Source organism: Trueperella sp. HMSC08B05, assembly GCF_001808405.1.
GTDB lineage: Bacteria > Actinomycetota > Actinomycetes > Actinomycetales > Actinomycetaceae > Trueperella > Trueperella bernardiae.
Window position 1 is genome coordinate 54,565 of sequence record NZ_KV793269.1, and the last position, 13,648, is coordinate 68,212.

The 13,648-nt window shown below is 66.9% G+C and carries 12 protein-coding genes and 3 tRNA genes; 13 read left to right on the forward strand and 2 right to left on the reverse strand.

All coding sequences use genetic code 11. The annotated features are described in order from the left end of the window. Positions 1 to 112: 112 nt before the first annotated feature. From mtrA to HMPREF3167_RS07815, 6 genes are all read left to right on the forward strand, one after another. A complete protein-coding gene (mtrA, locus tag HMPREF3167_RS07790; RefSeq protein WP_062613609.1) occupies positions 113 to 793 on the forward strand; it encodes an MtrAB system response regulator MtrA in 681 nt (226 codons plus the stop codon). Continuing rightward, the gene (gene mtrB / locus HMPREF3167_RS07795; protein ID WP_070446349.1) at positions 790 to 2,496 is read left to right on the forward strand and encodes an MtrAB system histidine kinase MtrB; all 1,707 of its coding nucleotides are present in this window, start codon (positions 790 to 792) and stop codon (positions 2,494 to 2,496) included. Before mtrA ends, mtrB begins: the two co-directional genes overlap by 4 nt. Next, positions 2,493 to 4,160 (forward strand): LpqB family beta-propeller domain-containing protein, encoded by a 1,668-nt coding sequence (locus HMPREF3167_RS07800; RefSeq protein WP_062613608.1) that lies wholly within the window; start codon positions 2,493 to 2,495, stop codon positions 4,158 to 4,160. Before mtrB ends, HMPREF3167_RS07800 begins: the two co-directional genes overlap by 4 nt. 96 nt (positions 4,161 to 4,256) lie before the next feature. Continuing rightward, positions 4,257 to 5,039: a ComF family protein gene (locus tag HMPREF3167_RS07805; RefSeq protein WP_070446351.1), complete on the forward strand. Its 783-nt coding sequence runs from the start codon at positions 4,257 to 4,259 to the stop codon at positions 5,037 to 5,039. A gap of 125 nt (positions 5,040 to 5,164) precedes the next feature. After that, positions 5,165 to 5,821 carry a ribosome hibernation-promoting factor, HPF/YfiA family gene (gene hpf / locus HMPREF3167_RS07810; protein ID WP_062613606.1) on the forward strand — a complete coding sequence of 219 codons (657 nt, stop codon included), beginning with the start codon at positions 5,165 to 5,167 and terminating at the stop codon, positions 5,819 to 5,821. A 114-nt stretch (positions 5,822 to 5,935) separates the two neighbouring features. After that, positions 5,936 to 7,354, forward strand: a complete 1,419-nt coding sequence (locus HMPREF3167_RS07815; RefSeq protein WP_068538827.1) for an FAD-dependent oxidoreductase — start codon at positions 5,936 to 5,938, stop codon at positions 7,352 to 7,354. A 33-nt stretch (positions 7,355 to 7,387) separates the two neighbouring features. Here the strand turns inward: HMPREF3167_RS07815 and HMPREF3167_RS07820 are convergent, their stop codons facing one another. Further along, on the reverse strand, positions 7,388 to 7,882 hold the full coding sequence (locus tag HMPREF3167_RS07820) for a YajQ family cyclic di-GMP-binding protein (protein ID WP_068538828.1): 495 nt from the start codon (positions 7,880 to 7,882) through the stop codon (positions 7,388 to 7,390). Positions 7,883 to 8,036: 154 nt separating this feature from the next. Between HMPREF3167_RS07820 and HMPREF3167_RS07825 the strand changes: the two genes are divergently transcribed. The 6 genes from HMPREF3167_RS07825 to HMPREF3167_RS07845 all read left to right on the forward strand — a co-directional run bounded on the left by HMPREF3167_RS07825 (position 8,037) and on the right by HMPREF3167_RS07845 (position 11,275). Continuing rightward, positions 8,037 to 8,117, forward strand: a tRNA-Tyr gene (locus HMPREF3167_RS07825). Positions 8,118 to 8,202: 85 nt separating this feature from the next. Further along, positions 8,203 to 8,278, forward strand: a tRNA-Thr gene (locus tag HMPREF3167_RS07830). Positions 8,279 to 8,305: 27 nt separating this feature from the next. After that, positions 8,306 to 8,379: transfer RNA gene (locus HMPREF3167_RS07835), tRNA-Met, on the forward strand. Positions 8,380 to 8,452: 73 nt separating this feature from the next. Then, the gene (gene rpmG, locus HMPREF3167_RS09490; RefSeq protein WP_082661174.1) at positions 8,453 to 8,623 is read left to right on the forward strand and encodes a 50S ribosomal protein L33; all 171 of its coding nucleotides are present in this window, start codon (positions 8,453 to 8,455) and stop codon (positions 8,621 to 8,623) included. 229 nt (positions 8,624 to 8,852) lie between these two features. Then, entirely contained in the window at positions 8,853 to 10,109 is a 1,257-nt protein-coding gene (locus HMPREF3167_RS07840; RefSeq protein ID WP_070446353.1) for a peptidoglycan bridge formation glycyltransferase FemA/FemB family protein, read from the forward strand. Positions 10,110 to 10,117: 8 nt separating this feature from the next. Then, the gene (locus tag HMPREF3167_RS07845) at positions 10,118 to 11,275 is read left to right on the forward strand and encodes a UDP-N-acetylmuramate dehydrogenase (protein ID WP_062613602.1); all 1,158 of its coding nucleotides are present in this window, start codon (positions 10,118 to 10,120) and stop codon (positions 11,273 to 11,275) included. A gap of 41 nt (positions 11,276 to 11,316) precedes the next feature. Here HMPREF3167_RS07845 and HMPREF3167_RS07850 read toward each other — a convergent pair whose 3' ends face one another. Further along, entirely contained in the window at positions 11,317 to 12,351 is a 1,035-nt protein-coding gene (locus tag HMPREF3167_RS07850; RefSeq protein ID WP_062613601.1) for an adenosine deaminase, read from the reverse strand. Positions 12,352 to 12,430: 79 nt separating this feature from the next. On the opposite strand from HMPREF3167_RS07850, the gene HMPREF3167_RS07855 reads away from it, so the two are divergent. Then, on the forward strand, positions 12,431 to 13,648 hold a 1,218-nt coding region (locus HMPREF3167_RS07855; protein WP_070446355.1), incomplete at its 3' end, for a phosphotransferase.

The following is a 13,648-nucleotide window of genomic DNA, read 5'->3' on the forward strand; positions in this document are numbered from 1 at the left end:
GTGAACCAATTTACCCGATCCCTCCGACAGTTTTTAAGGGGCCCACAATACCGGGAGTTGTCGGAGGCAACTGATATCATGTCGTCAAAAGCGCCAACAGAGGGTAGAGGCTATGGCAACGCGCATTCTAGTGGTTGATGACGATCCCGCGATCTCGGAGATGGTGGCAATTCTGCTGGAAACCGAGGGCTATGTCGTCTCCGCGTGCGCCCACGGCGATTCGGTCCTGCCCCTTTTCCGCGCGGAGCATCCGGACCTCATTCTTCTGGACGTCATGTTGCCGGGAATGGATGGCGTGTCGGTGGCCCGCGCGCTGCGTGATGAGTCGGACGTGCCGATCATCATGATGAGCGCGAAGACGGACTCGGTGGACGTCATCGCGGGCCTGGAGGCCGGCGCGGATGACTACGTGACCAAGCCCTTCGAAAACTCCGTGCTGCTTGCCCGCGTCAAGGCCTGCCTGCGCCGCCAGGAGCCCGAAACCGAGACCCTGAAGATCGCCGATCTGGCAATTGACCTCAAGGCTCACGAGGTCCGCCGCGACGGCAAGCCGCTCCACCTCACGCCCCTGGAGTTCGACCTGCTGTCGGTGCTGGCCCGCAAGCCATTCCAGGTCTTCACCCGCGAAGAGCTGCTTGAACAGGTGTGGGGCTACCGCCATCCCTCCGATACGCGCCTGGTCAACGTCCATATCCAGCGCCTGCGCTCGAAGGTCGAAAAGGACCCGGAAAACCCTGAGGTTGTGCTCACCGTTCGTGGCGTGGGCTACCGCGCCGGGAACGCGAGCCGGTGAGCGCGCTAGCTCGCGAGCGCATTTCCGCCACCGTTCGGCGCCTCGATTCCATCCGCGAGCGCTGGTATTCCTCGCTCAGTTTGCGTGTGGTGGCGCTCATCGTGCTGGCTGGAATCGCCGGCATCGTCATCATGGGCCTGGCGATTTCCAGCCAGGTGCGCTCCTCTGTTTTTGATAATGCGGTCACGACGAACGTGGAGCAGTTTTCCACCGACGTGCAGTTGGCCCAGGATCGCTTTACGGCGTCGGCACCGACTGCGGGCCGTTCGCAGGAGGTGGCGAACCAGCTGGTGTCGTCGATGTATGACCCGTCCCGGGGCCTGCTGGGGGCGGTGCTCATCCGCACGCCGGATCAGGAGCCGTTACCCACTCAGATTTTTGAGTCGGCCACGGCCTCGGCCACACAGGTGCGCTCGCTCGTGTCGGCGGACCTGCGCCAGCTCGTCACGGAGGGCGGACAGATCGGCTGGCAGTCGGTGAACCTGCAGTCGGATGGTGAGACGATCCCGGGCATCGTGGTGGGGACGACGCTCGACATCCGCGGCTCGGGTAGCTACGAACTGTATGCCGCCTATTCGCTGGGCAACCAGCAGTCGTTGATTAGCACCACGATCCGGGTGATGTGGCTGTCGATCGCGATCCTGCTCGCGATCCTCGGCGTGGTGAGCTGGGCGGTGACGCGCTGGGTGCTGACCCCGGTGCGGGCGGCGTCGCGCGGGGCACAGCTGTTGGCCGACGGCGAGTTCGACACGCGGATGGAGGTGCGCGGCTCGGACGAGATCGCGCAGCTGGCCGAGTCCTTTAACCAGATGGCTGAGTCGCTCGAGACCCAGTTCACCCAGATGGAGCGCATCTCCAAGGTGCAAACGGAGTTCGTCTCGGCTGTCTCCCACGAACTGCGATCACCGGTGACCACCGTGCGCATGGCGGGCCAGCTCATCTACGACCACCGCGAGGACCTGCCGGCCGGCCTCAAGCGCGCGGCCGAGCTGCAGTACAACCAGCTACTCAACCTCGACGCCACGCTCGCCGACCTTCTGGAGATCTCCCGGTACGACGCCGGCGGCATGACCCTCGCCACCGAGCCGGCCGACGTCGGCTCCCTCGTGGCCGACGAGATTGAGGCGGCCGACCCGCTCGCCGTATCGAACGGGGTCACGGTCACGTACGAGGCCATGGGCGACACGATAGCCGAGATCGAACCCAGGCGCGTGCGGCGTGTGGCCCGCAACCTGTTGGTCAACGCGCTCGAGCATGCGGAGGGCAACCCTGTCGACGTCGTCGTCGCAGCGAACGACACGGCGGTGGCGGTGCGCGTGCAGGACCACGGGGTGGGGGTGTCGCCGGAGCAGATCAGCCACGTCTTTGACCGGTTTTGGCGGGCGGATTCCTCGCGCGTGCGCAAGTCGGGTGGCACGGGCCTGGGGCTGACAATCGCGCGCGAGGACGCGCAGATCCACGGCGGTACGATCGAGGTGGCCGGCGAATTGGGCGTGGGCTCCACCTTCCTCTTTACTTTGCCCAAGGTACCCCACCAGGACTTCGTGCCGCCGCTCCCGCTCGAGGTGCCTGAGCCCCTGCCCGCCGAAGCCCCGGAGGTAGCCGAGCCGACGGCGAGTGGCCCGTTCAACGTCGTCGTCGAAGAGGACCCGGACGCGGCGGTCGAACTGCGCCTGGACGTGAAGAGTCAGGAGGAATCGTGAAGAAGCTGCTCATTCTCCTCGTGACCCTCGTCCTCGCCGGATGTGCCAGCCTGCCCACCTCGGGCGCCCCGCAGGAGGTGGAGCGTCCGGCGAACACCGGTGGCGGCGTGGTCCTCGATCCGCAGGGCCCCACCCCGGGTTCCACACCGGAGGCCCTGGTGACGGACTTCCTTCGCGCGTCGGCGGCGGGACTGTCCGGCGATTTCACGGTGGCCCGCCAGTTCCTCACGCCCGAGGCCTCCGCCCGCTGGGACCCGACTACCGAAGTGCGGGTCTACCAAGACGCCCAGAACCCCTCGATTTCCTCCACCCGTACGGGCGCGATCCGGGTGAGTGCGGCGGCGTCGGCAACCCTGGACGAGGCCGGGCGCTACACCGTGGCCACGCCGGACGCGATCCTCAATTCCGAGTTTTCCCTCACCCGGGATGCGAACGGCGAGTGGCGCATAGCCGTGCTCGACCAGGGCATGGTGGTGCCCAGCTCGATTTTCACCTCGCTCTACAGCGAGACCACCATTTACTTCCTCAACTCCGACCGCAGCTCGCTCGTGCCGGAGGTGCGCTGGTATTTGACGACGTCGCAGGCCACGAGCGCGGTTCAGGCGGTGTTGGCCGGGCCGTCGTCGTGGCTGTCGCCCGCCGCGCACTCGGCCATCCCGTCCGAGGCACGCCTGACGCAAAGGGGCGTGCGCGTGACCGACGGCGTGGCGCAGGTGGACCTCAGCTCCGAGGTGGCCTCGATGACGGCGTCTGACATGATGGCGATGGAAGCCCAAATCTCCAAGACGTTGCTCAACCTGCCTGGCATCCAGGAGGTCAAGCTCAGTTCCGAGGGTGCCGAACTCGAGTTCCCCTCGAAGATCGACCTCAGCGCCTATCAGTACGCGAGCTACACGCTCGCCGCCCTCGCGGATGGGGCGCCGGCCACCATCAGCGGTGGTGAGGTCAGCGTGCTTGGCGACGGCGGGGGACTGGGCCTGACCCACCTCGCCACGTCCTACACCGAACCTGTCAGCAGGGGAGCCGCCCTCGGCAACGACGGCACGGGTCTATACGAAGTCCGCTTCGACGGCAGTGCGCCCACCCTGCTTGCGCGCGGCACGAAGCTGGTGGCCCCCTCGATCGATGCGCGCGGCTGGGTGTGGTCGGCCGAGGCGGCCTCGAACGGGGAGCTGATCGCGGTCAACCTCGCCTCGGGCGAGACGAAGCGGCTCCCGCTTCCCTACCTGCAGGGGTTGAACGTGCGTAGCCTCGCGGTTTCGCGCGAAGGATCGCGGATGGCGATCGTCACCGACCAAAAGGGCGAGGTCCAGATGAACGCCGTGTCGATCCTGCGTGATTCGGGTGGTGCGCCCACGGAGATCGGCGCGCCGCTGCGCTTCGGGCAGTCGCTCGCGGACGTCACAGACGTGGCCTGGGTGAGTGACGTGCGGCTCGCGGTGGTGGGCCGGCAGTCGACGTCGTCCACCAGCTCGATCCATGTGGTTGGCATCGGCACGCCGACGACGTCGCTTGCGGCGGTCGACGGGGTTGTGGACCTTACAGCCGGGCGCGGCCTCGACACGATCATTATCCAGGACAATTCCAACCGGCTTTTCTCCTACGACGGTGCGGGCTGGCGCCTCATCGCCGACGGCGTGACCGCGCCGGCGTTGCCGGGCTGACGCGCGAGGCTTTCCACAGGTAGGTTCGCGGGGCGGCTGTCCACATTTGCTCGTTATCGGCCTTTGCGGGCGGGGGCGCTGAGACACCATGAGGGCATGTGGATGAACGACCAATGGAACGCCCTCCTCGACCTGCTCTACCCGCGCTGGTGCGCCGGGTGCGGGGCATGGGACGAAGACCTGTGCGCGAGCTGCCGTGTGGAGTTTTCCGGGTGGGAGGACGTGAGCGAGCACCTGCCCTACGTCGGCGTGGCGGGCGAGGAGCGCGCCGAGTTTCCGGTGTTCGCGCTCGCGAGCTACACGGGCCCGGCGGCAAGCGCCGTGGTGGCCTGGAAGAACATGGCTGACCGCCGGATGGACCGCGCCTTCGCCGAGGTCATCGGCGCCCACCCGCCTCCCGAGCTCGCGGCCACGCTCGTGGTGCCCGCGCCCTCCGCGCCGAAGCGCGCCCGGCAGGGCCGGTTCGTGGCCGGTGTGATCGCGCAGGCGGTGGCTGAGATGTACGGTGCCGAGGTGGGCATCGTGCTGCGGCGCCAGCGGGCGGGAGGGCTTCCCGGTGGGCTGGGCCGGGCCGGCAGCCGGCTGGAGCGGCTCGGCGGTACGGTGGCGGACGCCGTCGGGCGAATGGGCAGGCAACGCGCCAACCTGCAGGCACGCGGAAAGAAGGCCCGGGGAATCACGGCCCTGCCGGTGGGCCTGGAGGGCGCGGACGTGATCGTGGTGGACGACGTCGTGACAACCGGGGCGACCCTGGCGGGGGCTTCGCGCGCGGTGAAATCGCGCGGAGGCACGGTACGTGGCGCTTTCGTGCTCGCGGCGGCGAAAGATCCCCGGGAGTTTCGTGTAAGAGGTCACACTGAGCCCTTCCGGGCCGTATAATAACAACATCCAAAATCTTTACGTGAACAGGCGAAATACCACGGAAGGAGGCGAGGCAGTCGCTTGCAGAGGCAGGCATAGTTTTTGGGTCATTCCCACTTTCGAAAACGGCCAAGGAGGTCATCATGGAAATCGTCGTCACCGGTAGGAACACCGAGGTTCAGGGTAGGTTCCGGTCGCACGTGGAGGACAAGCTCGCCAAGATCGAGCAGTACGCTCCGTATGCGCAGCGCGTTGAAGTGGAAGTCACGCACGAATCGAATCCGTCCCAGGTGGAGACATCCGAGCGGATTGAAATCACCGTTCGGGATAAGGGACCGGTGGTCCGCGCGGAAGCCTCAGCATCCGACCGTTTCGGAGCACTTGACTTGGCCGCGCAGAAGCTCTTCGAGCGCCTGCGCCGCCGCCACGAAAAGAAGAAGAACCGCCGCAAGGGCGAGCGTCGGGACGAAGTGGTCCAGGATCTGCCGGTCGATGAGCTACTGGCCAAGCCCGCGCCGGATGAGGCGGCAGAGCCCACGCTCCCCAGCTCGGTGGGCGAAGCGGTGGAGAGCCAGCTTGGCGATTCGCCGGCGATCGTGCGCCAGAAGCTGTACGAGGCCAAGCCGATGTCGGTGGAGCAGGCCATCGATGAGATGGAGCTGGTGGGCCACCCCTTCTACCTCTTCATTGACGAAGAGACGAAGCAGCCCTGCGCGGCCTACCGCCGCCGCGGGTGGACGTACGGCGTGATCAGGCTGAACGCCACCACGGGCGAGTACGGCCCGGCGGCCGACGAGTAAGGCGGGCCTGGCGCCCAGGAAACCCGGGGCGGGTGACGATTACGTCACCCGCCCCTTTCTTAATCTAGGAAGTTGCGCGGGCGAACAATTAGGATGGAGGGCGTTTAGGCCGGGATGCCCGGCGCCAGAGTCGATAAAGGGGAAAGTGTGGCCGATCGTCCACTTCACGTAGCAGTCATTGGGGCCGGCCCGGCCGGAATTTACGCCTCGGACATCCTGTCCAAGTCTGGCGTGGAGGTCAAGATCGACCTGTATGAGAAGCTCCCGGCGCCGTACGGGCTGGTGCGCTACGGAGTGGCCCCCGATCACCCGCGCATCAAGGCGATCATCAACGCCCTGTACAACGTGCTCCAGCGTGGCGACATTCGCCTGGTGGGCAACGTAGAGATCGGCCGGGATATCACGTTCCACGAGCTGCACGAGCACTATGACGCGGTCATCATCGCCACGGGTGCTGACCAGGATCGCCCGTTCAACATCCCCGGCTCGAACCTGCCGGAGGTCTACGGCGCGGCGAACTTCGTCTACTGGTACGACGGTCACCCAGACTACCCGCGCACGTGGCCGCTCGAGGCCAAGGAGATCGCCGTGCTGGGCGTAGGTAACGTGGCGCTCGACGTGGCCCGCATCCTCGCCAAGCACCCCGACGACCTCATGGTCACTGAAATCCCCGGCAACGTGGAAGAAGGCCTGCGCCGCTCGCCCGTCACGGACGTCCACATCTTCGGCCGCCGCGGCCCCGCCCAGGTGAAGTTTACCCCGATGGAGCTGCGCGAGCTGGGCCAGGTTCCCGACGTCGACATCATCGTCTACCCTGAGGACTTCGACTACGACGCCGGCTCGGAGAAGGCGATGGAAGAGTCGAAGATGACCCGCCAGGTGGTCGAGCAGCTCACCGAGTGGGTCTTCCAGGAGCCGGAGGACCTGACGGCGTCGCGTCGCATCCACATTCATATGCTCCAGCAGCCGGCCGAGATCCTTGGCGACGAGCACGTGGAGGGCATCCGCATGGAGCGCACCGCCCTCCAGGGCGACGGCTCGGTTAAGGGTACCGGCGAATTCATCGACTACCCCGTCCAGGCCGTCTACCGCGCGGTGGGTTACTTCTCTTCCGAGATCCCGGGGGCGCCCTACGACGCCGGCCGGGGGATTGTCCCCAACGTCCAGGGCCGCGTCATCACTACCGACGGCGAGGTAGTCCCCGGCATGTACGCCACCGGCTGGATCAAGCGCGGGCCCGTCGGCCTCATCGGCTCCACCAAGTCGGACGCCCAGGAGACCATCGGGCACCTCGTGGAGGACTACGAGGCCGGCAAGCTTCACGCCACCACCGATGCGCTCGGCTGGGAGGAAACCAGCAAGGTGCTCGACGAACGGGGCGTTCGCTACACCACGTGGCGCGGCTGGGAGCTGCTCAACGAGTACGAGATGGCGCTCGGCGCGGAGCGGGGGCGTGCGCGGCTGAAGGTGGTCGAGCGCGAGACCATGACCGCCGTCTCCCGCGGCGAGGAGCACGACGGCAAGCTGTACTAGCCCTGTTAGACGACCCTGAGCCGCTGCCCGCGCCTAGCGGAAGTTGACGAACTGGAGGGCGACGTCGAACGAGGCTCCCTTGAGCAGAGCGATCGTGGCCTGCAGGTCGTCGCGCGACTTGGAGGTGCAGCGCACCTCGTCACCCTGAATCTGGGCCTTGACGGACTTGGGGCCCTCGTCGCGGATCAGCTTCGTGATCTTCTTCGCGTTCTCCTGGCTGATGCCCTCCTTGAGCGAGCCCGACAGGTGGAAGAGCTTGCCGGAAAGCCGGGGCTCGCCGTCGCCGAAGTCCACTTGCTTGAGCGACAGTCCGCGGCGGATGAGCTTGGTCTGGAGCACGTCGAGGATGGCGAGTACGCGCTCGGCGGTGTTGGCGGTCAGGGTAATGGTCTCGCCCTTGAGCGTGATGTCGGCGTCGACGTTGCGAAAATCGTAACGCTGGCTGATCTCCTTGGCGGTCTGGTTGACGGCGTTGTCGACCTCCTGGGTGTCGTAGCGGCTGACGACGTCGAACGAAGAGTTGGCCACGGTTCCTCCTGAACTTGAACGGTGTGAACTACCCACTCACTCTAGCTTAGGCAAGTGTGACCATGACGGCAGTCCGCGCGGGGGTTCTGGTTTGACAGTACGCGGGGGAGAACTGCTAATGTCTTTGCCGTGCACTTCTTCGGGAGTACGCGACGGCGGGTTGACCGAGCGGCCAATGGTATCTGACTGTAAATCAGACGCGAAAGCTACGGGGGTTCGAATCCCTCACCCGCCACAGTTCGAAAGAACAGCGGTTATGGCAAGCGCCACGTCCGCGAAGTTGGAATGCATTCCATTCGATTGGTAGGCTTTCCAAGGTTGCCCCGATAGCTCAGTCGGCAGAGCGTCTCCATGGTAAGGAGAAGGTCAAGGGTTCGATTCCCTTTCGGGGCTCCATTCATTCCCGTTCGCGGGGGTGGACGAGGCGAGGTAGCTCAGTTGGTCAGAGCGCACGACTCATAATCGTGAGGTCGCGGGTTCAAACCCCGCCCTCGCTACGACCGGTATGGCGACCGCCGTATCGTAGAACGACGAAGCACCCGCTTCACAAGCCGAACGTGAGGAAAAATAGTGGCTAGTAAGTCTGCAGACGTTCGCCCCAAGATCACCCTCGCATGCGAGGTTTGCAAGGAGCGTAACTACATTACGAAGAAGAACCGTCGTAACACGCCGGATCGCCTGGAGATGAAGAAGTACTGCCCCAGGTGCAATGCGTCGACCACACACCGCGAAACCCGCTAGGGTAGTCATCTTCTACGGCCTCCGCCTCAAGCGGGGGTCTTTTTTTGCCCGTCCGGCCGGTGATCGCCGCGATGGTTAAAGAGAACTGGACGATTTCGCGGCGATCTTCTTATATGAGGAGATCGGCCCAGAAACGTCCAAGTTATTTCAATCCGGGCGTAACGTGGACCGTATTGGGCGGAGCGCACCGAGAGCCCGGGGTAGGATGGAAGCTGAACGAGGAGGACACGTGCAATTCATCGAGGTTCCGCGCGAGGAATACGACGCCTTTGTGGCGAGCCACCCGCTGTGTAACGTGCTGCAGTCCTCGGCATGGGCTGAGGTGAAGGGCTGGGGCCATTCGCTGACGGGCTTGCGCGACGATACGGGTACCCTGGTTGCGGCGGGCCTGGTACTCAAGCGCCACCTTCCGTTGGGGATGAGCTTTTGGTACATGCCGCACGGCCCGATCCTCGACTTCGAGGGCCCCTACCTGGAGGTCTACCTGCGCGAGCTGCGCGCGTTCGCGAAGAAGAACCGGGCGGTGGCCGTGCGGATCGACCCGTTCGTGCCCGTCCGCAAGGCCCCGCTGGCCGAGCTACCCGAGCACTACGACCCGCGCGCCCGCCACATCGGCCGCCGCATCGAGTCCGCCGGCTTCAAGCATCTCGGCTTTGTCATGAGCCTGCACGAGTCGCTCCAGCCGCGCTTTATGCCGGTCACGTTCCGCCCGGCTGAGCTCGCCGACGCCGTCCCCGCGCCTGCAGGCGCCGCTCCTGCCGCCCAGCCCGGCATTCCCGCCGACGCCGTCGCCGCCTACCAGGCCACCTTGCCGAAGAAGTCGCGCACGCTGGCCAACAACGCGCGTAACCGATTCGTGGAGGTCACCTCGGGCGGGGCCGACGTGCTGAATGAGTTCCTCTCCGTCATTGAGCAGACCGAGGAGGAGAAGGGGATCCGCCTGCGCTCGCGGGAGTATTACGAGAAGATCCTTGCCGCCTACGGGGATGATGCCAAGATTTATCTGGCCACCCTCGACGTCGACTCCGCGATCGCCACCTACACCGCCCGCCGCGACGCCGATTCCGCCGAGCTTGCCGCTACCCCGGCCAGCGCGAAGAAGAAGCGCAACCGCCTGCAGGATTCGATCGCCTCGGCTGCCAAGAACATCGCGGAGCTCGAGGAGTCGGGCCAGCGCGGCCGCGTGACCCTGGCCGGCGTTCTCATGGTCCGCTTCGGCACTTCGGCGGAGATGCTGTACGCGGGCACGAACCGCCACTTCGGTAATATCCCGGCCCAGCACCTCATGTGGGTGGTGGCGCTCGGCGAGGGCTTCGCCTCTGGGCTGGAGTCCGTCTCGCTCGGCGGCGTGGACGGCTCGCTTACCGATTCCCTCATGCAATTCAAGTCCCGTTTCAACCCCGAAATCGTGGAGAAGATCGGGGAGTTCCAGGCGAACATCAGCCCGCTTGGCCGCCTGGTCAGCTACTACCTTTCGCGCCGATAGGAGATCCCATGTCGTGCCAGATCCCAGAACCGTCTGAGCCCACCACCACGATCCCGCCGGTGGCCACCACCCGCTATCGCGGCAACACGCTGGCGGAGATGACCACGATCGGCGTGGGTGGGCCGGTCGCGGAGATCGTCAACGCGCACGCGGAGGCCGAGATCGTCGACGCCGTCTCCACGGCCGACGCCGAGGGCCGGCCTGTGCTTGTGGTCGGCGGGGGATCGAACATCCTCGCGTCCGATCAGCCGTTTGACGGCGTGGTCGTCCACGACACCCGCTCCCAGATTGAGACCCTCATGGAGGACGGTTGCGGGGGCGCGGAGATGCGCGTCACCGCGGGCACGCCGTGGGACGAGGCCGTGGTCTACGCGATCGAGCACGGCTGGATGGGCCTCGAGGCGCTGTCGGGCATCCCGGGTTCGGTGGGCGCCGCGCCCGTGCAGAACATCGGCGCCTACGGCCAGGAGGTGGCCGAAACCCTTGCCCAGGTGCGCACGTGGGACCGCCAGACTGGCGAGTTCAAGACCCTGTTCCTCTCAGACATGAAGTTCGGCTACCGCGATTCGATCCTCAAGCGCTCGATTTGCGGTGGCAGCCCGCGCTGGGTGGTGCTGTCGGTGACGTTCCACATGCGCCGCGCCACGCTGTCCCGCCCGGTCGGTTACGGCCAGCTCGCGCGCACGCTCGGGGTGGAGATCGGGGAGCGGGCGCCGTCGTCGGACGTGCGGGCCGCCGTGCTCGAGCTGCGCGCCTCAAAGGGTATGGTCCTCGACGACGCCGACCGCGACACGTACTCCCTCGGCTCCTTCTTCACCAACCCGGTCCTCAGTGAGGAGCAGTCCGCCCTGCTGCCGCCCGAGGCGCCGCGCTTTGGGGTGGCGCGTCACGACGCCGTCAACCAAATTGGCGCCGCCGCTCCGGTAATCGAGGGGCAGGTCAAGACGTCGGCCGCTTGGCTTATCGACCACGCGGGCTTTACGCCTGGCTATGGCATGCCCGGGCCGGCGGCCCTGTCCACCAAGCACTGCCTGGCGCTCAGCAACCGTGGCGGGGCGAGCGGGGAGGACATCGCGGCGCTGGCGTGCGAAATCCGTGACGGGGTTGCCGAGAAGTTCGGCGTCACCCTCGTGCCCGAACCGGTGCTGGTTGGCCTGGAAATCTAGCCGGTCAGGAGATCTAGCCGGAGGGGCCGAGACGGCCCGGCCTAACCAGCCGGGTCAGGATCGGGCGCGGCCAGCCACTCCTCGACTTCGGCCAGCCACTTTTGCTTGGAGTCGATGCGGGCCATGGAGGCGGTGATGGAGTCGCGGGCGAAGCGGGCGAGGTCGGCGTCGGAAAAGCCCTGGTCGCGGGCGATCTGGTACTGGTCGGTCAGGCGGGAGAGGAAGAGTAGCGGGTCGTCGGCGGAGAGGGCGATCTGCGCGCCGGAGTTGTACAGCACGCGCAGGGGCACGTTTTCGGGGTCGGAGTACACGCCGAGCGAGATGTTGGACGCCGGGCAGACCTCGAGCGCGATGCCGGCCCCCACGATCCGGGCTAGCAGGTCGGTGTCTTCGGCCGTGCGCACGCCGTGCCCGAGGCGGGTGGGGCGCAGGTAGTCGAGCACCTGGCGGATGTGGTCCGGGCCGAGTAGCTCGCCGGCGTGCGGCACGCTGGCCAGCCCCGCGTTGCGGGCGATATTGAAGGCCGTGGCCCACTGGGAGGTGTCCCCGCGCCGCTCGTCGTTGGATAGGCCGAAGCCGATCACCTGGCCCGGCCCGTCGCCGGCGTGCTTGGCGGCCAGGCGCGCGAGCGTGCGGGCGTCGAGCGGGTGCTTGATTCGCGAAGCAGCCACGATGATCGCCACCTCCACGCCCGTCTCGCGCGAGGCCACCTGCGCCTCGTCGAGCACGATCTCCAGCGCGGGCGTGATGCCCCCAACGAAGGGCGCATACGAGGTGGGGTCGATCTGAAGTTCCAGGCGGCGCGATCCCTCGGCGGCGTCGTCGGCGGCGGCCTCCCGCACGATCCGGCGCATCGCGCCCTCCGAGCGCACGACCTTGCGAGCGGCGTCGTAGGCACGCTGGAAACGGAACCAGCCGCGCTCGTTCGCGGGCACCTGCATGGCCTGGGTGTCGGTGAGGTTGGCGGGCAGGCGCACGCCCTGCTCACGGGCGAGATCGATCAGCGTGGAGACCCTCATGGAGCCGGTGAAATGCAGATGAAGGTGTGCTTTGGGCAAAGTCTTCAGATCTCGCATGCGCCCATCCTAGTCGGTGCGGCATCCCAATACACGCCGCGCATTTGAGACCTTCCCCAATCACTCCTATAAATGAACCATGACCACCCACACCGAGCGCCGCGCTGTCGCGCTCCTCACCGGCCCGTCCGCGGGGGAGATGCTCTCCCTGGCGCTCGGCGAAGGGATCCTGCGCTCGTGGCGGCTGCGCGCGGTCAACCACAGGCCAGGCGCCGGGATCTCGGTGGGCTACTCGGTCACATGGGACGAGGTGCGCCACAAGTCGAGCGCGCGAGAGGTGCGCGAACGCCAGGACGGCTACGTCGTCGCCTCCACCGCCCGCATCCCCCAAAGTAGGCTCGACGCCGCCGGCGCCGTCACGCTCTACGCCGGCGACCTCCCCGTCCACCTGTGGGAGTTCCCCGGCGACCCGGAACTGCCCGCGCTCGCGGACGCCTGCAACCCGGAGGCCATGGCCGGCCTGGTGGGAGAGTGCGATGTCGAACTGCTCGGCTACCGGCCCACTCGCCGGGCCGTGCTACGCGTGCAGACGCACGCCGGCCTCAGCTACGCGAAGGTGGTGCGCCCCGACGCGCTCGACGCACTCATCACCCGCCACCGCGTCGTCGCCGACGCCGAGCTGCCCACTCCGCGCGTTGTGGTCTGCCGGCCCGACGGGCTGGTGGTGACCTCGGCGGTGGAGGGCGAGTCGCTCGCGCTCAGCTTCCAAAGCGGGCGCGACCTGCCCTCGATCTTTCGGTCGCTCACGCGCACGCTCAACGCCCTGCCTGCCTCCGCGCTCGACCTGAAATACCGGCCGGCGTGGGCCGAGAGGTGCGAGCACTACGCGCGGGCCGCCGGCGCCGCGAGCCCCGAGCTCACCGGCCGGGTCTTAGACCTTGCGGCGGGGATCATGGCCGTGCGGCGCAGCGCGGACTACGGGCCGCTCGTGCCCACCCACGGCGATTTCTACGAGACCAACCTGCTGGTCAGCGGCGGGCGGCTCAGCGGCCTGCTCGACCTCGACTCCCTCGGCCCCGGCTACCGCGCCGACGACTGGGGCTGCCTGCTCGGCCACCTCTCCGTGCTCCCCGGGTTGAGCGACAAGTACGCCGGCGCGCGCCAGATCCAGGAGGACTGGTATAGGCGCGCTTCCCACGACGCCGACCCCGCGGCCATCGCCGCCTCCGCCGCTGGCGTGGTGCTCTCGCTCGTGGCCTCGGCTCGCCAGCGCGGGCGCGCCGACTGGAAGGACCAGGCCCACTCTCGTCTTGTGGTGGCAGAAGAATGGCTCGCCCGGGCAAACCGCCCGGGCGAG

Bases quoted from the DNA above. Each gene is read 5' to 3' on its own strand.
- hpf (WP_062613606.1), top strand. From the start codon at position 5,165: ATGGAAATCGTCGTCACCGGTAGGAACACCGAGGTTCAGGGTAGGTTC.
- HMPREF3167_RS07805 (WP_070446351.1), top strand. From the start codon at position 4,257: ATGTGGATGAACGACCAATGGAACGCCCTCCTCGACCTGCTCTACCCG.
- HMPREF3167_RS07850 (WP_062613601.1), bottom strand. From the start codon at position 12,351: ATGCGAGATCTGAAGACTTTGCCCAAAGCACACCTTCATCTGCATTTC.
- mtrA (WP_062613609.1), top strand. From the start codon at position 113: ATGGCAACGCGCATTCTAGTGGTTGATGACGATCCCGCGATCTCGGAG.
- HMPREF3167_RS07845 (WP_062613602.1), top strand. From the start codon at position 10,118: ATGTCGTGCCAGATCCCAGAACCGTCTGAGCCCACCACCACGATCCCG.
- HMPREF3167_RS07815 (WP_068538827.1), top strand. From the start codon at position 5,936: ATGCCCGGCGCCAGAGTCGATAAAGGGGAAAGTGTGGCCGATCGTCCA.